The following is a 19,758-nucleotide window of genomic DNA, read 5'->3' on the forward strand; positions in this document are numbered from 1 at the left end:
AAAGATAAATATTTTTATATTATATTAAAATACATATTTTTTAATATATTATTCATAATAATTTAATTAAAAATAATTTAACAGGAAATTTTTTTATTTCATACTATATTAGTGAAATTATTTAATAATCGCTAAATTTTAGTTAGAATTAACTATCAGACAGGAAGATTTCATGAATTTCAGTGCTATAGAAGATTCAGTTTTAGAAGAGAAAAAAAAATTTAATAATTTTTTTTCTCGTTTTTTAAAAAATTCTCGTGTTTTAATTATTTTATTAACAGCTTCAGTTATTACCGCTGTCTCTGTTTCAATATGGATTAAATCTCCCGAGTATCAAGTTTTATATAATCATTTATCTAATGAAGATGGTGGAGCTATTATTAATCAGTTAAATCAAATGAAAATTCCTTATCAGTTTACTGATGTGTCAGGTCAAATATCTGTTCCGAAAAATAAAGTTTATGATATTCGCTTACGTTTAGCAGAAAAAAATCTTCCTAGAGGTGGAGGAGTTGGTTTCGAACTATTAGATAAAGAGAAATTTGGAATTAGTCAGTTTAACGAACAAATAAATTACCAACGTGCTTTAGAAGGAGAACTCGCTCGAACCATACAAAGAATTAATATTATTAAAAATGCGAGAATACATCTAGTATTTCCTAAATCATCATTGTTCTTACAAGATAAAAAAAAATCTTCGGCTTCAGTTGTTTTGGAACTACAGCCCGGACAAGTATTAAATTCAGAACAAATTAATTCAATATTACATATTCTTTCGAGTAGTGTATCGAATCTTTCATCTCAAAATATTACAATTGTAGATCAATTTGGACAATTATTAAATCAGCCTTTTTTAGAATATCAAAAAGTTAATAATGTACAATTTAAATATTCTGAAGATATTGAATCTCGTTATAGTAATAGAATAAAAGAAATTTTAGAACCATTAGTTGGTATTGGGAATGTACATGCTCAAGTAACTGCTCAGATTGATTTTAATTCTCAAGAAGAAACACAAGAAAAATATTTACCGAATACTAATCATAAAAATCAAGCAATAAGATCCTATCAAAAAAGTATTCATGATCAAGTGCAAAAAAAAGAGATAGTGACATCTTTATCCAATAATACACCTTCTGATAGTCTGAAAAATAAATATACTAACACAATGAATAATGGATTTAATTTTGTCAAAAATAATACAAAAGTAAATAATTTTGATAATCCTATAAATTCTAATATTAATCGTGATAATACGATAAATTATGAGTTAAATCATAGTATTTCACATACTAAAATGAATGTAGGAGAAATTAAAAGATTATCTGCTGCAGTTATTATAAATTTCACTAAAGATAAAAATGGAAAATCTATTCCTTTTGCGACAGATAAAATAAAGAATATTGAACATTTAATACGTGAAACAATAGGATATTCTAAATCTCGAGGAGATAGTGTTCATGTCGTTAATGCATTATTTGCTAAACATCAAGAAAAAATGCCTATTCCACTAAAACATCCGAGTCCATTGCAATTTTCATATATATTATTTAGTTTAACACCTTGGTTTCTTTCTGCTTTATTTCTATGTCTTTTATTAAAAAAATACATTTGTCCTGTTTCAAGAAATAATGTTACAAACAATAGAATAAATAATGAAAAAAAGTATACAGAAAAATATGAAAATATAGAAAAAAATACTTTTCAAGAAAATATTAAAAATAATTTCAATACAGATACATTAATTCATCAAATTTGCAATATATCTAATCAAAATCCGCGTACTATAGCGTTAATTATTCGTAAATGGATGAGTGATAAAATATGATTTTAAATGGTACTGAAAAAAGTGCACTATTATTAATGTCAATAGGATCTGATCAAGCAGGAGAGATATTAAAAAATTTAACTCCTTTTGAAGTACAAGAGCTGATCACAACTATGTTAAATATGAAAAGAGTGTCAACTAAAAAATTAAACGAAACACTTCATGAATGTTATGATCTTGCAGTGAAAAACAATGCTTTTAACTGTAATAATAGTGATAATTATCTTATGGATATGTTAACAAAAGCTTTAGGAGAAAAAAAAGGTAATTCTTTGTTACAGGAAGCACTAGAAATTCGTAACGCAAAAATATGTATTGACAAACTAAATTATATGAAACCCAAGCAAATTGCTTTTTTATTAAATAATGAACACTCTCAAATTATTACAACTATACTTATTTATCTAGATCAAAATCATGCCGCTAAGGTTTTGTCGTTCCTTAGCAACAAAAAACGTGCTGAAATTATATTAAGAATTACGGAATTTCAAGGTATTGAAGAGTCTTCTTTAGTAGAGTTAACTAAATTCATTGATACTTTATTAAAAAATAAGAAATTAATTTTATCGGAAAAAGGAGGTATAAAAACCGCAGCTAAAATTTTAAATTCAATGAAAATTCAAGATGAAAAAGAAACAATAAAAAAAATTAGTATGTTTAATGAAGAATTAGCGAATAAGATTCTTAAAGAAATGTTTTCATTTGAAAACATAGTAGATTTAGATGATAATTATATTCAATTAGTGATTAAAAATATTGAAAAAGAAAAATTATATATTGCACTTCAAGATACAAGTGCTTCTGTAAGAGAAAAATTTTTTAAAAATATGACTAAAATAGAATCAAATGAATTATTGCTAAGTTTAGAAAAAAAATCTTATATTTCTAATGTTGCTATAAAAAACGAACAAAAATTAATTTTAATAATGATTAAAAATATGGCAGAGAAAAAATCTTTTTCATTAAAAAATTTAAGAGAATATTATGCCTAATTTGACATTAGAAAAAAAATGGACACGATGGTATCCTAAAAAAATATCTTTTAAAAATAAAGAAAAAAATAAGAAATTTTTATATTTTTCTTCTCAATTGACTCAAGAAGATTTTTTTATAGACCAAAATAATAAAGGAAAAAAAGACGATTCTCAAACTTATCAAAAATCAGAAATAATAGATTTAACAACAACAAAAGAATACAAAATAGGTTTCAAAAAAGGTTTTTTAGAAGCTTCACAAGATAATATTATATTGAAAAAAAAATTAAATAGTTTTTTGTTAGATTTTGAAAAATCTTTTTCTATCTTTCAAAATACACTTTCTTCTCGTTTATTAAAAATAGTATTAATAGTTACATCTTATGTAATCGGAAAAAAAACTGATGCGAATGAGTCATTTTTAATTAAACATATAAAAAAAATTATTCAAAAAGATGGTATTTTTTTAAAAAAACCACATCTTTTTATTCATCCGAACAATAAAGATTTAATAGAAAAAACATTTGAAAACTTTTTAAATACCTATCAATGGAAATTAGTATGTGATGATAGTTTAGAACTAAATAGTTTTAGAATTAAGTCAGCAAGTAGTAATATAGATGCTACCGTAGATGCAAGATGGCAAGAATTATGTCGTCTTATTGACTTAGAGGAATAATATTAATGAATTTAAAATTTACTCAATTTTTGAAGAATCTTTCTTCTTTTGAAAATAGAGTTAAAAAACTTCCTGATGTTATTTATTATGGTCGTCTTGTTGGTATTAATGGTTTAGTTTTAGAAGTTGTTGGATTAAAAATTCCTATTGGTACAGAATGTTCTATTGAGAGAATTATTAATGGTAAAGTCTTTAATATTGATGCTGAAGTAATAGGTTTTTCCGGTGAAAAAACATTATTACTATCTTTTGAAGAACATCACGGTATTTTCCCTGGATCGTGTGTTTTTTTAAAGAATAGTCAAAATATGAATGGTTTAGTAAAAAAAATACCATTAGATATATCATTATTAGGACGAGTAGTAGATGGAAAGGGGAATCCATTAGATAAGCTTCCTCCATTACAAGATAAATATTATCGTATACAAAAAAAACAATATAATATTAATCCATTACATAGAAAACCTATTACAGAAGTATTAGATATTGGTATACGCTCTATTAATGCACTCTTAACTATTGGACGAGGTCAAAGAATAGGAATTTTTTCTAGTTCAGGTATTGGTAAAAGTATTTTGCTTGGCATGATGGCAAAATATACTCAAGCTGATGTGATTGTTATAGCTCTTATTGGTGAAAGAGGACGAGAAGTAAAAGATTTTATAGAAAAAATATTAGGTTCAGAAGGATTGTCAAGATCAATAGTAGTTGCTGCTCCTGCAGATGTATCACCTTTAATGCGTATACAAGCAGCTTCCTATGCTACTAGCATAGCAGAATATTTTTGTAAGAAAAACAAACATGTATTATTAATAATGGATTCTTTGACTCGTTATGCAATGGCAGAACGAGAAGTTTCTTTATCTTTAGGAGAGTTACCAGTTTCCAAAGGTTATCCATCTTCTATATTTTCAAAAATTCCTAATTTAGTAGAACGTGTAGGAAATATAAATAATAAAGGTTCCATTACTGCTTTTTATACAGTTTTAACTGAAGGTGATGAAGAACAAGATCCAGTATCATATGTAGCACGTTCTATATTAGATGGACATATTATTTTATCTCAATATTATGCTGATTTGGGTCATTATCCTGCTATTGATATAGAATCTTCAATTAGTCGTGTTATGCCAGAAATTACAGATTCTAAACAGTATCAACAAGCTGTTTATTTTAAAAAATTAGTTTCTTCTTATCAAAGAAATCGAGACTTAATTAAAGTAGGCGCCTATATTGTGGGAACAGATTTAATATTAGATAATGCTATTAAACTTTGGCCAAAATTAGAGAATTTTTTAAAGCAAGAAACATCAGAAAAAATTAACTATTCTATTTCTTGTCAAGATTTAAATAAAATATTTCTTTAATATTAAAAGAAATTGGATATATTAAATTCATGAAAAGTAAAAAAATTTGTTTTTTGATTTTAGAGAAAATAGAAAGAAAAAAATCAGAAAAAATAATAATTGATATTCAGAGTATGTTTTTGAAAAAAAAAGAAAATGATGAACAATTAAAATTATTAGTTGAATATGAAAAAGAATATATAACGAAAATAAAAAATCAATTATTATTAGGAATTTTTGTATATCAATGGAAAAATTATAATAATTTTATTTCTGTATTAGGTATAATTATTCATAATCATAGAATTATGCTGGAAGAAAATAAAAAATTAATTGAAAAAAAAATGAGTAGTTGGTCTAAAAGTCAAAAAAAAATAAAAATTTGGAATCATTTAAATAGTATTAATAAAAAGAAAATATTAAAAATAAAAAAAATAAAAGAACAAATAATTAATGATTATCACGTTCAGTTAAAATTTTCAACAAAAGGATAAAAATCATAATGTTAGAAATGATTCATAATATAAAATTAAAACCTAGTTTTTTTCATAATCAAGATCATCATTCTTCTAATATTATAGACGAACTATACTTATATCAATCTATTTTTAATGAATTAAAAAAAACCGCATTAACTAAAAAAATAGAATTTGTTAATGTTATAACAGAAGAAAAAAAAAATGATGATAAAAATATTATATGTACTAATTTTGTAATTAATAATTTATTAAACATTTTCAATAACACAAATAAAGATGCAAAAATTAATCATTTTAATGATAGTAGAATTCAGAATAATAAAAAAAAAAAGATAAGTATGAAAATATTTTATTAGATCATCCTGATTTTTCAAAAAGAATAAAAACAGATTCATTTAAAAAAAATAAAAAAATATTTCAAACATTAGATATAAAACTGTTGTTTAATGAGTTTAAAAAAAATAAAAATTTATATGTTCAGAATAACAAATCAAATAATATAAATATAAAAAAAAAATTAGACTTAATCAAATTAAACCATTCGTATAATCATGAGCAAGTAAATTTTCGAAAGATAGACCAAGATCATATAAACGGTATTAAAAATCAAAAAAATATAATCTTGTTGACAGATTTTAAAAATTATAAAAATAGTTTGTTTTTATCTAAAAATATAAATCAAATTGATAATTTTTTACGAAATACAAACTTGATAAAAGATACTAATCAAAAAAAAACTCTTCAATTAAATACAGAACCGTCATTTTTTTGTCATTCGGAAAATTCTATGGAATGGAAAAAATCAGTTAGTCAAAAAATACTTCTCTCCATTTCCAACAAAGATAATCAAGCAGAAATATATTTAAAACCAGAAAATTTAGGATTAATATATATAAAAATTATTATGAAAGATGATGAGGCGACGTTAAATTTTATTTCTAATCACAACGAAGTTAGAATGTCTTTAGATAATTATGTGCCTTTTTTAAGAGATTCACTTAGGAAAAATGGTATTAAATTACGTGAAGCAAAAATTTCTAGTTCTTTAAAAAATAAAGAAGTAAAGAATTCTAAATTTTTTTACAAAAACATTTTAAATTCAGATGTATGTAATAAAACATTAAATATATATAAAAAAAATAGAGATATATCAAAATATAAATTGATTGACGTATATGTTTAATAAACAATATTAATATATATTTTAAAAAATATTAAATTATGCGAGTATAAATAAAAAAATAATTTTTTTATCTTATCTTACAATAACTTTTACCTGTGAGGTATATAAATGGGCAAAAGTAACAATCTACATCATGAACCTAAAAAAATTTATCAGAGAGAAAAAAAAATAAATAATTTTTTTGGAGAAAATGAAATTCAAGTATTAGAAGATATTACAAACTATTTTATAAAAAAAATTATAATAGATTTTTCTAATTTTTTAAAAAACAAGATAGAATTAGTGTCTTATAATATAAATATAGAATTTTATAACGAAAATAATATAAAAAATTTTAGTTGTCTGAATTTATTAGAAACATCTCCTGAGAATAATAAATTTTTTGTAATTTTTTCTTCAAGATTTTTATCTGTTATGATAGATCTTTTATTTGGAGGTCATAGTCATTATATAGATAAAATAAGAAATATAGAAGATATTACATCTTCTGAATTTTCTCTTAACAAAAAAATTATTACATTTATTACAGAACGTTTTTCCTATACTTATGAAAAATTTTTTTCTCGGAAAATAAAATTTATTAATACTCAAGTGTTCACAGATTTAAAAGCATTTAATTATAATTTAAATGAATTACTTGTAATCACTTCTTTTAATTTTAAGGTTAATAATACTAAAATGTTCTTTAGTATTTTAAGCTCTTTATCTACAATTAAACAGTTAAATAGAAAAACAGCTATTTCAACAAATACTAAAAAAGATAAAAATGTAGAAAGCAACATTTTAAGTACGATTTCATTTTCAGATATGTATGATATTAAACTAGATATTATAGCGAGAATCATAAATATTTCTATTTCTTATAATGAATTTTATAATTTATCAATAGGAAGTATTTTATTAATGGAAAAACCTGATAAAATTATTGCGTTTATAGGAAACAAATCTGTATTTTATGGTAATTACAAAAGATTTAATGAACAATCGATTATTTTTATAGACGAATTTATTAATAAAAATTTAGAGTCTAATCAAGATAAGGAAAACCATTTAATGAACCATATAGAAAAACGATCTGATAATAAATCATTAATTAATTCTGATAAAAAGATATCTAAAGATGAAAATATATCATATGAATCTGAAAATAATTTAGATAATAAAAATATTTTACTTGATACAGTTTTAAATGTTACTGTCGAACTAGGAAAAGCAAAAATAAAAATTAAAGATTTTCTTGGTTTTTCAAAAGGAAGTATGTTGATTTTAGATAAATTAATAAAAGAACCGTTAGATGTTTTCATAAATGGTCATTTAATTGCATCTGGTGAAATAGTTTTCTTAGATGATAAATATGGTCTTCGAATTATTGATATTAAAAATAATTTTAAAAAAATTATAAACGTTTAAGTTTAAATATAAAATTTATGGAAAAAAATACATCTTTTCAATCATTATCAAGTACTTTTATATCCATATTTGATAATGAAAAATTTTTTCAAATAATAAGTTCGTTATCTCAAATAATATTACTAATATTAGTGTTAAGTTGGATTTTAAAAAAAATTTCTTTTTTTAAAGTTAATAACATACTTTCTTGTATGAAAGTTTTAGATAGACTGTCTGTTGGACCAAATGAATCTGTTGTTTTAATAGAAATACAAAAAGTAAAATTAGTATTAGGTGTCACAACAAGAAATATTACTTATTTATATAGATTATCATCTATTTTAAAAGATACATCAGTACATCATACAGATGATGCTTTGTTAAAAAAAAATATATGTAATTATTCTTTACAAAATTTTTTTAAAATTTCCTGGAAAAAAAAAATGTTTTATCGAATTCTTCCATTTTTAGTTTTTTTGTTCTTTTGTCCTACAGTACATGCGGAAATACCTGGTGTAACAAGTCATATTTTAGATGATGGAGGACAAACTTGGTCTATACCAGTTCAAACATTAGTTTTATTGACATCATTAACTTTTCTTCCAGCTTTTCTTTTAATGATGACTAGTTTTACAAGAATTATTATTGTTTTTGGTTTATTACGGAACGCATTAGGTACTCCTTATGCTCCTCCCAATCAAATATTACTTGGTTTAGCGTTGTTTTTAACTTTTTTTATTATGTCTCCAACATTCGATAAAATTTATAAAGATACCTATATACCATTTAGTCAAGAAAAAATAAATATGGAAGATGCTATTATTAAAGGTTCAGCTCCTTTAAAAGAATTTATGTTAAATCAAACACGTATACCTGATTTAGAATTATTTTCAAAATTAGCACATATTGCTTCTTATGAAAATAAAAATGAAATACCAATGCGAATTTTATTACCTGCATTTATTACTAGTGAATTAAAAACTGCTTTTCAAATTGGTTTTACTATTTTTATACCTTTTTTAATTATTGATTTAGTTATAGCTAGTGTATTGATGGCTCTGGGTATGATGATGGTGCCACCTGCAACAATTTCTTTACCTTTTAAATTGATGCTTTTTGTATTAGTAGATGGATGGCAATTATTAATCACTTCATTAGCACAAAGTTTTAATACATAATGTCTTCATAAATATTTTTATATATTATAAATAATTTCAAGTTAATTTTAAATAATGGAGATGTTGATGACATCCGAATATGTAATGGAATTATTCCAGAATGCTATGAAAGTTGCATTAATTCTTGCATCACCATTACTACTAGCAGCTTTAGTTAGTGGTTTAATTATTAGTGTGTTACAAGCAGCTACACAAGTTAATGAACAAACTTTATCTTTTATCCCTAAAATTATTTCTGTGTTAGGTGTAATGGCAGTACTTGGACCTTGGATGTTAGGTGTTATGCTAGATTATATGCATAATTTATTTTACAATATACCACTGATTATTAAATAATGTTAACATTTAGTAGCCTTGAATTCATAACGTTAATTAGTAATTTTTTTTGGCCTATGGTGCGAATTTTATCTTTTTTTTCTACTGCACCAATTTTTAACGATAAACTTATAAATAGAAAAAATAAAATATTTTTATCTGGTATAATAAGTTGGTTAATATTTCCATTTTTACCTGAAGTTCATACTATTTTATTTTCTTATTTTGGAATATTAGTATTATTTCAGCAAATATTAATTGGAATTGTTTTAGGTTTTACTGCACAATTCTTATTTGTTACAGTTAATTTATCTGGAGAAATCGTAGGTTTACAGATGGGATTATCATTTGCAACTTTTTTTAATAATAGTCGTATGGGTACTTCTATAATATCTCGTTTATTAAATATTTTCGTTTTGTTTTTTTTCTTAGTATTTAATACTCATCTTTATTTGATTTCTATTTTAATCAATAGTTTTGACAGTATGCCTATTGACAGCTATTTTTTAAATAAGAATGTTTTTTTGTCTTTATTAAGTTTTTCTAGTCATATTTTTTTAAATAGTATTTTATTCATTTTGCCAGTAATGATCGTTTTATTAACAATCGGTTTTATAATGAGTTTGCTAAATCGACTATCTCCTCAGATATCTATTTTTTCTATTGGTTTTCCACTAAATTTACTAATAGGAATATTAGTATTATACTCTTTAATATCTTTTATGTTACCTTTTTTTAAAACATTATTATACGAATTGATTTTTTTTATATCTAATATTTTTAAAATTGTATAAAAAATAAATCTAGCTTGATATTAATTTTGATATATTATAAATAGTTGATTATCTATATATTTTGGAATAAAAAAAATAATCTTTATGAATAAAGTATAATTTTGAAAAAAATTATACTTTAGTTTATTTAGAAAAAGACCTTTAAAATAAAAATTAATAATTTTTATTTTATTTTTGCTTCATGATATAAAATATGTTTCCGAAGAACAGGATCATATTTTTTAAATTTTAACTTATCAGGTGTCTTTCTTTTATTTTTAGTTGTAGTATAATAGTGCCCAGTTCCTGCAGATGAAACCATTTTTATTTTTTCACGAGTTTTTTTGGCCATAAATTAACCTTTATTTTTTTTATTTATTTTTTTTATTTATTTTTTTTAATATTTTTTCAATACCATGTTTATCAATACAACGCATGCCATTAGCTGAAATACGTAATTTAATAAATCTTTTTTCATCAGAAAGCCAAAATCGATGATATTGAATATTCGTTAAAAATTGTCGTTTAGTTGCATTCATAGCATGAGATCGATTATTACCAATCATTCTTTTTTTTCCAGTAACTTGACATATACGTGACATAATTTTATCTCTCTTAATTAAAAAATTAAATATATTTAAATTAACAAATAATACCAAGATGATTTTTATATAAAAAATATTTTAACATATTATAAAAAACTATAATAGCTGTTTGATATTTGCTAATTTGATAAAATTAATTATTAATTTTCATAATAATAATTCATATATACTATTTAAAGAGATAAAAAAGTATCATTTTTATATAATGTATATTGAATATTAGTTCATTTATCATAAAGTACTTTTTAACTTGATAATCTAATATTAGATCAGGACAATTTTTATGAGTATATATCAGAGATACTTATCTAAGTCTTTGATTTTTTTTTCTAGTGTTATTATTATATTTTTTGTATTTATAGAAAGTAATACGGGATTCAAATTATTTTTTAACTTTACTAATCGACTTTTTTTAGGATTTAAAGTAGAAGAAATATCAGGGAATTGGCGTAATTTTACATTAAAAAATATTAATTATAATAATTCCAAAGTCTCTATTCAAGCTAACAGTATACATATAATATTAGATATTCCTTCATTATTTAATGTGTCAACAATTTTTAAGGAAATTGAGACAAATAATTTAATGATTTTATTTAAAAAAGAAAATATATCTACTCATTCTATAATACAAAAATTATCTTTTGATACTATAAAACAAAATATATTTATTAAATATCCTGTAATTTTTCAAAAAATACATTCTGATAAAATTTTGATTAAAACATCTAACATAAACATACTCTTATCAAATTTTTTTGGTGGTGTAAAATTAATTAATAATAATATTACTTTTTTCCCCACTAATATTGATACTATTCATGTAGTATCATCGAATATCACACTAAAAGAAAATCTTTTAAAAAATAATTTATCAAATTTTGATTATCTTTATAAAAAAAATAAAATCAATAATTTTTTACATTTTTTATCAACTCAATCAAACATTTTTATTCCATTTAATATTAATTTTATCTCTGTAAAATGTAAAAACGTAAATTTAATAGATCATAAAATATCTAATTTTTTTTCAGCAGAATTACGAGCTAAAATAGAAGATAATATTTTAAAAATAAAAAAAATAAAAATTTATAATAATATTATAAGTATTAAATCTTATGGGAAAATTATTTTTAGTCACGATACTATTATATGTAATATAAAAAATAAAATATTAATACCTAAATTTTATAAAAAAGTTATTAATTTTTCATTTAAATCTTTTCTAAATAATAAATTTATGTTTCAGTTAATTTTTAATAATTTATATAAAATTAATATACATGGTGAAATATTTTTAGATGATTTAAATCATCCGTTTCAAATATATTTTACTAGTAAAAATTTATTTTTTTCTATAAAAAAAAATATAACACTAGAAATAAAAAAATTTAAAGCTATTTTAACAGGAGAAATAGATAACTATTCTTTATCTTTTCAACAAATTTTTAAAATATGTGATATGCCATCAATTTTTATTGATATTAATGGAAATGGTAATTTAAAAAATATTTTTTTGAAAAAAATTAATTTTTCTCTTCTTAAAAGTACTATTTTTAATAAAAAAAAAAATGAATTAGCGAAAAATATTATACATAATCCATATATTTTAGAATTAATAGGAAAAACAAATATCATAGGTAAAACGATAAATAATACATATAATTTATGTGCTCCTAAAATAAGTATAGATACTAAGCTTATGCAAAAAAAATTATCTATATTAGGTTCTCTATGTTATAGAAATCTTAATGTTTTAGAAACTTCTGGAATAAATTTATTAGCAGGAAAAAATAAGCTATATTTAAAAGGTTTCATAGGGAAAAAGAATAATATTTATTCATCTATTCTAGCTAATAATTTAGATTATTTTTTTCCTAATTTGAAAGGTAAAATTGAATCTGTATTACATGTATATGGAAATTATATGCATCCTGTCATAATGAATCAAATTTCAGTAAATAATTTAAATTGGAAAGATAACTTATATTTAAAAAGTATAAAAATACTTTCTAACATGAATATAAAAAATAAATTTTTAGGGAATTTTTTATTAGATATTAAGAAAGCTCAATTTTTTCAATTTTATATAAATTCCTTACATATTTACGCTAATTGGAATAATAAAAATCAAAAATTTTGCTTTTTATTTAAAAGTCCTATTTTATATATGAATATCATGTTGAATAGTATCATTGATGATAAAACAGGACACTGGTATGGTTTTTTAAAAAAAATTTATATTAAAACTTTTTGGGGGAAATTCATTACTAAAAAAGTTCCTTTTTCTTATTTCTATAATTCACATAGTATAATAAATAATTTTTATACAAAAAAAATAAAAGTAGAAAATTTTTTTTCATCTTTGATATACAAGACAAAAAAATCTTTTTTAAATATACTTAATAAACCTTTTATAAATTTTACAAGTGAACTATTTATTCAAACAAAATTAAAATGGATATTAGGAAAAAATATTTCATATGGAAATATATTATTAAATAGTCAGAATATTAAATTAGAAAGAAAAAATAAAGAACTAACATTTTATGAAAATATAGATTATTTACATTTATCTTTAAATTTAATACATAATGATTTAAAAAGTAAATGGATCATAAAAAAATCTATTACTTCTCTAGAAAAACAAGATATTTCTGGTCAGTTAAATGTTTTAGACCTTTATAATCAAAAGAAATTAGAAGGTAAATTTGTAATATCTAATTTTCCTCTTTCTTTTATTAATCTTTTTACTACAAAGTTTAAACAAGTAAAAGGTAGATTTAATAGTCAAATTAAATTTTTTGGATCTTTATATTGTCCTCAAGTATTAGCTAATGTTAATTTTAAAAACATTTTAATTAAGAGTGATAATATATTAAGGTATATAAGTTTATTTTTTCCTTATTTCTTAGGTAAGCTAGATCATATAAAAATTAATCAAGAAATTATAATGGAGAAAGGTGACTTATTATTTACATTTAATAAATTATTAAGTAATTCTAATCATATACAATGGAATCTTTTATTTAAAAGTAAAAAAGTAGAAATAGTTTCTTTTTCTAAAATAAAATTCCAATTTTCTTCTAAATTAAATTTACATTATTTTCTTAAAAAATATGATTTAATAGGATATATAAAATTTTCTTTTTTTTATTTTAAAATTAACGAAAAAAATTTTATGATTTAATTATATTTAAAAAATAAAATATTTTTTAAGTACCATGTATTTTTTTTGCTCGATTATATGAAGTACTAATTTCTAATTTAGCATCAGTTTGATTTCCCCAACCTATAATTTTAACCCATTTTTCTTTTTCTAATTTTTTGTAATTTTGAAAGAAATGTGAAATCTGTTTTTTTAATAATGTTGATAGATCTGATATATCATTTATTGTTTCATATTCTTTACAAATTTTACTATTTGGTACTGCTATTATTTTAGCATCTTCTCCTGATTCGTCATGCATTTTTAACATTCCAATAGGTTTACAATGAATAACACAATTCGATTGTATAGGATAATAAGAAGGTACTAATGCATCTAAAGGATCACCATCTGAAGACAATGTTTGATTTATATATCCATAGTTACAAGGATAAAACATTGGAGTTGATATAAAACGATCTACAAATAGCATGCCAGATTTTTTATCCATTTCATATTTGATAGGAGATGAGTTTGATGGAATTTCTATGATGACGTATATATCATTTGGTATATTATCCCCTGCAATAATTTTGTCTAAGTTCATATAGATTAAGTCCTTAATAATGAGTATTTACGTAATTAATATAATTTTATATTATATAAATTATTTTTTTAAGTATGAATGAATTAACATCATTGATGAAATAAATTTTAATTTCAAAATAGAATTATATCTATTTTTTATGCATAAAGTAATTTATTTTAATTTTTTTTTATTTAATATATTATAAAAATATAAAAACATCTTTGTAAGGATTTATATATGCAATTCGCTAAAGATATAGAGAAAGAAGAATCTTTTCTTTTAAATACAGTAAAAGAAACATTAAATTTTGCTAAAAATAAAACAACCTCTATAGAGGTTTCCGTAAAAAAAACAATAGGTATCAGTGTTAATATTAGAAATAGTATTGTTGAAAACGTTGAATTTAATACTGATGGTGGGCTCTTTCTAACAGTATATAACAAATTTTCTAAAGGTAGTGTATCATCTAAAGATTTTAGTTTAAATGGCATTAAAAAAATGTTCAATATAGCTTTTGACATTTCTAAACATTCTTCTTCTGATTTTTTTTCCGGTTTACCGGACATAAAATTATTGTGCTACCGTACTATAGATCTTGATTTATTTCATCCTTGGGTTTTTAATGTAGAAAATGCAATCAAATTAGCTACAATTTCGGAAAAAGCAGCTTTTAAATTTGATAAAAGAATTGTGAATAGTGAAGGTAGTTTTTTTAATAGTCACATCACTATAAATGTTTTTGGAAATAGTTTAGGCATGTTGGGAAAATATACATCTACTCGTTATTCTATCTATAATTGTATGATTGCGAGAGATAAACATTCGATGCAAAGAGATTTTAATTATTCTATTGCAAGAAACATAGATGATTTAGAAAAATCAGAAACATTAGGTAAAAAAACTGCTGCGCGTGTTTTATCTAGATTAGGTGCACGTAAGATACATACTATGAAATCACCTGTTATTTTTTCATCAGAAATATCTCATATGTTTTTTTCTCATCTAGTGAGTGCTATTAGTGGAGATAATGTTTATCAAAAATCTACATTTTTAATCGATGATCTCAAGAAAAAAATTTTTCCTGAATGGTTGAATATTGAAGAAAATCCTCATTTAAAAAAGGGATTAGGAAGTAAACCTTTTGATAGTGAAGGAGTAGAGACAAAGAATAAATATATTATTCAAAATGGAATATTACAAACTTGGCTTTTAAATAGTTATAATAGTCGTAAACTTCAATTATCTAGTACAGGAAATTCTGGAGGTATTCATAATTGGTTAGTTTCTAGTAACAATATATCTTTTGAAGAACTATTGAAAAAAATGCATCAAGGTTTATTAATAACTGAATTAATGGGTCAAGGTGTTGATATTGTAAGTGGAAATTATTCACGTGGAGCAATAGGATTTTGGATTCAAAATGGTAAAATAGCCTATCCTGTTCATGAAATAACTATATCTGGAAATTTAAGAAGTATGTGGAATAATATTATTAATATTAGTAATGATGTGGATATACGTAATAATATACAATGTGGGTCTGTTCTATTATCTGAAATACAAGTTTCCGGTAATTGATATTTTATTTTTGATAAAATTTTACTGAATTTATTAAAGGTAATAAATTTATTACCTTTACGGTAAAATTATTAATTTTTTAACAAAATTTTATTAATTGAAGTTGACCTATAAGCCGGGTTCTGTTTAAAACAGTCATTCATCTAGATTAGCAATCACTTACTAATTCAAGCAGCCTACCCAGGTTTACATAGTACGAGCAATACAAAAAAATTTTCCTATATTTGGCTTTGCTCCGGGTGGAAGTTTACCATGCCATGAATTGTTACCAATTATGCGGTGTGCTCTTACCACACCTTTTCACCCTGGCCGTATTTCAATTACATTAAGTACTATAAAAAGAAATAGGTGGTTTTTTTTCTGTTGCACTAGTCATAAGCTTACGCTTTCCAGGTGTTATCTGGCACCCTGCTCTATGGAGCCCGGACTTTCCTCTTTTTAATTTTTTTAAAAAATTAAACAGCGACTGTTTAGTCAACTTCAAAAATAAATAATACATTATTTAAATAATTTTGTCATTTTTATTTTTTAATGCATATTGATATAAATTGTTCTTACTAACATTATGTATTTTAGAAGTAATTGAAACTGATTGTTTTAGTGAAAAAAAATTTCTTAATATCAATAAAGTATCTAATGTTTTCTTTGAGAAAACAGTTGTATTTAATTTTTTAAAGCCATCCATAATAATTACCATTTCCCCTTTATAACGATATTTATCTTTTTTAAGCCATTCAAACATTAAAGTTGCTGTTGCTCCAAAAATGGATTCCCATTTTTTTGTAATTTCTCTTGCTATTACTATATGTCTATTTTTATCTATTTGTTCTATTATGTCTTGTATACTTTCAAGTATTCTATGTTTAGTTTCATAAAAAATAATGGTGCGTGTTTCTTTTTTTAAAGATTGAAGTAAATTGCATCTTAATGTTTTTTTAGTAGGAAGAAAACCCTCATAGCAAAAACGATTGTTAGTGATTCCAGAAGCACTTAGTGCTGTAATAGCAGCACAAGCTCCAGGAAGAGGAATAATTTTAATATTATACAAATGACATTTTTTGATTAAAATACTGCCAGGATCATTGATGATTGGGGTACCTGCATTAGAAACTAAAGCAATTTTTTTTCCTATTTGGAGTTCTTTAATTAAAATATCACTTTTTATTTTTTCATTATCTTTATTCATCGATGTTAGATTGTTTTTAATATTAAAATGTTGTAGTAAAATATTAGTATGTCTAATATTTTCTGCTGCAATTAAATTAACATTTTTTAAGACTTCTAATGCTCTATGAGTAATATCTGATAAATTACCAATAGGAGTTGGTACAATATAAAGAATACCATTATAAAATGTATGCATTTTTTTATCCATAAAATATTTTTATATAGGTGATAATCATAAAAAATTTATTTTCTCATGAAATTAAATTTAAATTATATACATAATTTTTTATAGTTGTAAGGATTATAAGTGAGACGAGTAGTTATTACCGGTTTAGGTATTATTTCTAGCATTGGAAACAATAAAAAAGAAGTATTAAATTCTTTATATAATGGAACTTCAGGTATTGTGTTTTCAGAAGAAATGAAAGCGTTAGGCTTACACAGTCAAATTCATGGAAGTATTAAGTTAATAAACAAAAATATTTTAACTCATAAGATAACTCGTTTTATGAATGATGCTTCTATTTATTCATTTTTATCTATGATTCAAGCTATTAAAGACGCTTCTATAAAAACTAAAGAATATCAAAATAATCCTCGTGTAGGATTAATTGCTGGTTCTGGATGTAGTTTTTTAAAACATCAAGTATACCAATCTAGCGTAAAATCTAAAAAAAGAAGTACGAGTGTTTTTAATTCTATGAATCCTTATTTTGCAATAAAAACTATGCCTTCTGGAATATCAGCATGCTTATCTACTTTATTTAAAATTCATGGTGTAAATTATTCAATAAGTTCAGCTTGTGCTACTTCTGCTCATTGTATTGGGAATGCATTTGAATTAATTAAATTTGGTAAACAAGATCTTATTTTTGCAGGTGGAGGTGATGAAATTAGTTTAGAATTAGCTAGTGCATTCGATACCATGAGAGTACTTTCTTCTAATTTTAATAATACTCCTAGAACAGCATCAAGAGTATACGATATTAATCGTGATGGTTTTGTTATTTCTGGTGGTGCAGGTATATTAGTTCTTGAAGAATTAAATTTTGCTTTATCTCGTTCGGCGCGTATTTACGCTGAAATTATCGGATACGGAACAGCATCTGATGGTGAAAATATGGTTTTACCTTCAGAAAAAGGTGCAGTTCGTTGTATGAACTTAGCAAGAAAAGAAAAAAATACATCTATTGATTATATTAATGTACATGGTACGTCTACTCAAATGGGTGATTTAATAGAGTTACAAGCTATCAAAGAAGTATTTCATAATGAAAAAAAACCAATGATTTCAGCAACAAAATCAATAACAGGTCATGCATTAGGCGCATCAGGAGTACATGAAATTATTTATACATTACTCATGTTAAAATATAATTTCATCGCTCCAACAATTAATATTCAAATATTAGAACCTAATGCAGCAGATATGAATATTATTCAAAAAACTATAAATACTCCAATCAATACAGCGATGTCTAATAGTTTTGGATTCGGTGGTACTAATGTATCGTTAATACTTCAAAAGTATTAATATTTTTATATTGAAAATAAAGAGAATAAAATATGAATCAATTAAATTCATTAAAAAGATTTACAACTATTGTTGCAGATACTAGTAATATTGAATCTATCTGTAAGTATAAGCCAGAAGATGCTACGACTAATCCGTCCTTAATTTTACAGGCAGTAAATCATAGTTTCAATGAATGTTTTATTAATCAAGCAGTAGAATATGCAAAAAAGAAAGGTGGTTTATATAGGGATCAGATTGTTAACGCTAGTGATAAAATATTAGTTGATCTTGGAGTAGAAATTTTAAAATATATACCAGGTTATATTTCTAGTGAAGTTGATGCTCGTTTATCATTTAGTAAAGAACAATCTATTTTAAAAGCAAAAAAAATAATTAATTTATATGAAGAACAAGGAATTTCTAGAAAGAGAGTTTTAATTAAATTAGCTGCTACATGGGAATGCATAAAAGCAGCAGAAGAACTTAAAAAAGATAATATTTTGTGTAATTTAACTCTTTTATTTTCTTTTGCTCAAGCACGTGCTTGTGCAGAATCAGATGTATTTTTAATTTCACCTTTTGTTGGACGCATTTATGATTGGTATATTTCTCAAAAATTAATATCAAATTCTTCTAATGAAAGAGATCCTGGTGTTAAATCTGTTTATAAAATATATGATTATTATAAAAAACATAATTATAAAACTATAATTATGGGAGCAAGCTTTCGTAATATTCAACAAATATTAAATTTGTCTGGATGTGATCGATTGACTATTTCACCTGTTTTATTAAAAGAATTAGAATCTAATGATGAGATAGTAGATAGAAAACTTATTCCTCCTAGTATTTTTTCAACTCCTCCTTCAGAACTTTCTGAAGAAGAATTTAGATGGGACCATAATCAAGATGTAATGGCTGTTCAAAAATTATCAGAAGGTATAAGAAATTTTGCAAAAGATCAGTTGGCTTTAGAAAAAATACTTTCAAAAAAAATATAATTTTTTAAAA

At 23.1% G+C, this 19,758-nt stretch carries 19 protein-coding genes, 1 other RNA gene and 1 pseudogene; 16 read left to right on the plus strand and 5 right to left on the minus strand.

Going from position 1 to position 19,758, the window contains the following annotated elements; all coding sequences use genetic code 11:
- The first annotated feature begins 172 nt into the window (after nt 1-172).
- From fliF to fliR, 12 genes and pseudogenes are all read left to right on the plus strand, one after another.
- Nucleotides 173-1,828 (plus strand): flagellar basal-body MS-ring/collar protein FliF, encoded by a 1,656-nt coding sequence (fliF, locus tag BUMPG002_RS00370; protein ID WP_025368724.1) that lies wholly within the window; start codon nt 173-175, stop codon nt 1,826-1,828.
- Nucleotides 1,825-2,820 (plus strand): flagellar motor switch protein FliG, encoded by a 996-nt coding sequence (gene fliG / locus BUMPG002_RS00375; RefSeq protein ID WP_025384561.1) that lies wholly within the window; start codon nt 1,825-1,827, stop codon nt 2,818-2,820. Before fliF ends, fliG begins: the two co-directional genes overlap by 4 nt.
- Nucleotides 2,813-3,481 (plus strand): flagellar assembly protein FliH, encoded by a 669-nt coding sequence (locus BUMPG002_RS00380; RefSeq protein ID WP_044006121.1) that lies wholly within the window; start codon nt 2,813-2,815, stop codon nt 3,479-3,481. Before fliG ends, BUMPG002_RS00380 begins: the two co-directional genes overlap by 8 nt.
- Nucleotides 3,482-3,486: 5 nt before the next feature.
- The gene (locus BUMPG002_RS00385) at nt 3,487-4,848 is read left to right on the plus strand and encodes a FliI/YscN family ATPase (RefSeq protein WP_025368726.1); all 1,362 of its coding nucleotides are present in this window, start codon (nt 3,487-3,489) and stop codon (nt 4,846-4,848) included.
- Nucleotides 4,849-4,877: 29 nt separating this feature from the next.
- A complete protein-coding gene (locus tag BUMPG002_RS00390) occupies nt 4,878-5,321 on the plus strand; it encodes a flagellar export protein FliJ (RefSeq protein WP_025368727.1) in 444 nt (147 codons plus the stop codon).
- Nucleotides 5,322-5,329: 8 nt separating this feature from the next.
- Nucleotides 5,330-5,662, plus strand: a complete 333-nt coding sequence (locus BUMPG002_RS00395) for a hypothetical protein (RefSeq protein ID WP_025368728.1) — start codon at nt 5,330-5,332, stop codon at nt 5,660-5,662.
- Nucleotides 5,663-5,745: 83 nt separating this feature from the next.
- Nucleotides 5,746-6,489 (plus strand): flagellar hook-length control protein FliK, encoded by a 744-nt coding sequence (locus BUMPG002_RS00400; RefSeq protein WP_025368729.1) that lies wholly within the window; start codon nt 5,746-5,748, stop codon nt 6,487-6,489.
- A 108-nt stretch (nt 6,490-6,597) separates the two neighbouring features.
- Nucleotides 6,598-7,899 (plus strand): flagellar motor switch protein FliN, encoded by a 1,302-nt coding sequence (fliN, locus tag BUMPG002_RS03220; RefSeq protein ID WP_079172787.1) that lies wholly within the window; start codon nt 6,598-6,600, stop codon nt 7,897-7,899.
- A 17-nt stretch (nt 7,900-7,916) separates the two neighbouring features.
- Nucleotides 7,917-8,201 (plus strand): annotated as a pseudogene (fliO, locus tag BUMPG002_RS03280) (flagellar biosynthetic protein FliO); the annotation flags it as partial.
- 120 nt (nt 8,202-8,321) lie between these two features.
- Nucleotides 8,322-9,056 (plus strand): flagellar type III secretion system pore protein FliP, encoded by a 735-nt coding sequence (gene fliP, locus BUMPG002_RS03285; protein ID WP_025384562.1) that lies wholly within the window; start codon nt 8,322-8,324, stop codon nt 9,054-9,056.
- A 66-nt stretch (nt 9,057-9,122) separates the two neighbouring features.
- The gene (fliQ, locus tag BUMPG002_RS00420) at nt 9,123-9,392 is read left to right on the plus strand and encodes a flagellar biosynthesis protein FliQ (protein ID WP_025368731.1); all 270 of its coding nucleotides are present in this window, start codon (nt 9,123-9,125) and stop codon (nt 9,390-9,392) included.
- A complete protein-coding gene (fliR, locus tag BUMPG002_RS00425) occupies nt 9,392-10,165 on the plus strand; it encodes a flagellar biosynthetic protein FliR (RefSeq protein ID WP_025368732.1) in 774 nt (257 codons plus the stop codon). The genes fliQ and fliR overlap by 1 nt, the downstream gene beginning before the upstream one ends.
- Before the next feature lie 163 nt (nt 10,166-10,328).
- Here the strand turns inward: fliR and rpmG are convergent, their stop codons facing one another.
- Both rpmG and rpmB read right to left on the minus strand, forming a co-directional pair.
- Nucleotides 10,329-10,496, minus strand: coding sequence for a 50S ribosomal protein L33 (gene rpmG, locus BUMPG002_RS00430; protein WP_025368733.1), 168 nt, complete (start codon nt 10,494-10,496; stop codon nt 10,329-10,331).
- A 19-nt stretch (nt 10,497-10,515) separates the two neighbouring features.
- Nucleotides 10,516-10,746 (minus strand): 50S ribosomal protein L28, encoded by a 231-nt coding sequence (gene rpmB, locus BUMPG002_RS00435; protein ID WP_025404216.1) that lies wholly within the window; start codon nt 10,744-10,746, stop codon nt 10,516-10,518.
- Nucleotides 10,747-11,032: 286 nt separating this feature from the next.
- On the opposite strand from rpmB, the gene BUMPG002_RS00440 reads away from it, so the two are divergent.
- Nucleotides 11,033-13,939, plus strand: a complete 2,907-nt coding sequence (locus BUMPG002_RS00440) for a hypothetical protein (RefSeq protein ID WP_025384563.1) — start codon at nt 11,033-11,035, stop codon at nt 13,937-13,939.
- Between the two features lie 25 nt (nt 13,940-13,964).
- Here the strand turns inward: BUMPG002_RS00440 and ppa are convergent, their stop codons facing one another.
- A complete protein-coding gene (gene ppa / locus BUMPG002_RS00445; protein ID WP_025368736.1) occupies nt 13,965-14,504 on the minus strand; it encodes an inorganic diphosphatase in 540 nt (179 codons plus the stop codon).
- A gap of 219 nt (nt 14,505-14,723) precedes the next feature.
- Here ppa and pmbA point away from each other — a divergent pair, with 219 nt between their 5' ends.
- On the plus strand, nt 14,724-16,064 hold the full coding sequence (gene pmbA, locus BUMPG002_RS00450) for a metalloprotease PmbA (protein WP_025384564.1): 1,341 nt from the start codon (nt 14,724-14,726) through the stop codon (nt 16,062-16,064).
- Nucleotides 16,065-16,159: 95 nt separating this feature from the next.
- Here pmbA and rnpB read toward each other — a convergent pair.
- Nucleotides 16,160-16,546: RNase P RNA component class A (gene rnpB / locus BUMPG002_RS03160), an RNA gene on the minus strand.
- A gap of 20 nt (nt 16,547-16,566) precedes the next feature.
- Nucleotides 16,567-17,427, minus strand: coding sequence for a 16S rRNA (cytidine(1402)-2'-O)-methyltransferase (gene rsmI, locus BUMPG002_RS00455; protein ID WP_044006123.1), 861 nt, complete (start codon nt 17,425-17,427; stop codon nt 16,567-16,569).
- 111 nt (nt 17,428-17,538) lie between these two features.
- On the opposite strand from rsmI, the gene BUMPG002_RS00460 reads away from it, so the two are divergent.
- Nucleotides 17,539-18,765, plus strand: a complete 1,227-nt coding sequence (locus BUMPG002_RS00460) for a beta-ketoacyl synthase N-terminal-like domain-containing protein (protein ID WP_025368739.1) — start codon at nt 17,539-17,541, stop codon at nt 18,763-18,765.
- A 32-nt stretch (nt 18,766-18,797) separates the two neighbouring features.
- Complete coding sequence (tal, locus tag BUMPG002_RS00465; protein ID WP_025368740.1) at nt 18,798-19,748, plus strand: transaldolase; 951 nt, start codon at nt 18,798-18,800, stop codon at nt 19,746-19,748.
- Nucleotides 19,749-19,758: the final 10 nt, after the last annotated feature.

This window comes from Buchnera aphidicola str. G002 (Myzus persicae), from assembly GCF_000521565.1.
Lineage (GTDB): Bacteria > Pseudomonadota > Gammaproteobacteria > Enterobacterales > Enterobacteriaceae > Buchnera > Buchnera aphidicola_C.

What these genes read in the sequence shown, in the direction of transcription:
- fliF (WP_025368724.1), top strand. Translation starts at nt 173, where the DNA reads ATGAATTTCAGTGCTATAGAAGATTCAGTTTTAGAAGAGAAAAAAAAA.
- BUMPG002_RS00385 (WP_025368726.1), top strand. Translation starts at nt 3,487, where the DNA reads ATGAATTTAAAATTTACTCAATTTTTGAAGAATCTTTCTTCTTTTGAA.
- tal (WP_025368740.1), top strand. Translation starts at nt 18,798, where the DNA reads ATGAATCAATTAAATTCATTAAAAAGATTTACAACTATTGTTGCAGAT.
- rsmI (WP_044006123.1), bottom strand. Translation starts at nt 17,427, where the DNA reads ATGCATACATTTTATAATGGTATTCTTTATATTGTACCAACTCCTATT.
- BUMPG002_RS00380 (WP_044006121.1), top strand. Translation starts at nt 2,813, where the DNA reads ATGCCTAATTTGACATTAGAAAAAAAATGGACACGATGGTATCCTAAA.
- fliG (WP_025384561.1), top strand. Translation starts at nt 1,825, where the DNA reads ATGATTTTAAATGGTACTGAAAAAAGTGCACTATTATTAATGTCAATA.
- rpmB (WP_025404216.1), bottom strand. Translation starts at nt 10,746, where the DNA reads ATGTCACGTATATGTCAAGTTACTGGAAAAAAAAGAATGATTGGTAAT.
- fliP (WP_025384562.1), top strand. Translation starts at nt 8,322, where the DNA reads ATGTTTTATCGAATTCTTCCATTTTTAGTTTTTTTGTTCTTTTGTCCT.
- BUMPG002_RS00440 (WP_025384563.1), top strand. Translation starts at nt 11,033, where the DNA reads ATGAGTATATATCAGAGATACTTATCTAAGTCTTTGATTTTTTTTTCT.
- fliN (WP_079172787.1), top strand. Translation starts at nt 6,598, where the DNA reads ATGGGCAAAAGTAACAATCTACATCATGAACCTAAAAAAATTTATCAG.
- BUMPG002_RS00390 (WP_025368727.1), top strand. Translation starts at nt 4,878, where the DNA reads ATGAAAAGTAAAAAAATTTGTTTTTTGATTTTAGAGAAAATAGAAAGA.
- fliR (WP_025368732.1), top strand. Translation starts at nt 9,392, where the DNA reads ATGTTAACATTTAGTAGCCTTGAATTCATAACGTTAATTAGTAATTTT.
- BUMPG002_RS00395 (WP_025368728.1), top strand. Translation starts at nt 5,330, where the DNA reads ATGTTAGAAATGATTCATAATATAAAATTAAAACCTAGTTTTTTTCAT.
- ppa (WP_025368736.1), bottom strand. Translation starts at nt 14,504, where the DNA reads ATGAACTTAGACAAAATTATTGCAGGGGATAATATACCAAATGATATA.
- pmbA (WP_025384564.1), top strand. Translation starts at nt 14,724, where the DNA reads ATGCAATTCGCTAAAGATATAGAGAAAGAAGAATCTTTTCTTTTAAAT.
- fliQ (WP_025368731.1), top strand. Translation starts at nt 9,123, where the DNA reads ATGACATCCGAATATGTAATGGAATTATTCCAGAATGCTATGAAAGTT.
- rpmG (WP_025368733.1), bottom strand. Translation starts at nt 10,496, where the DNA reads ATGGCCAAAAAAACTCGTGAAAAAATAAAAATGGTTTCATCTGCAGGA.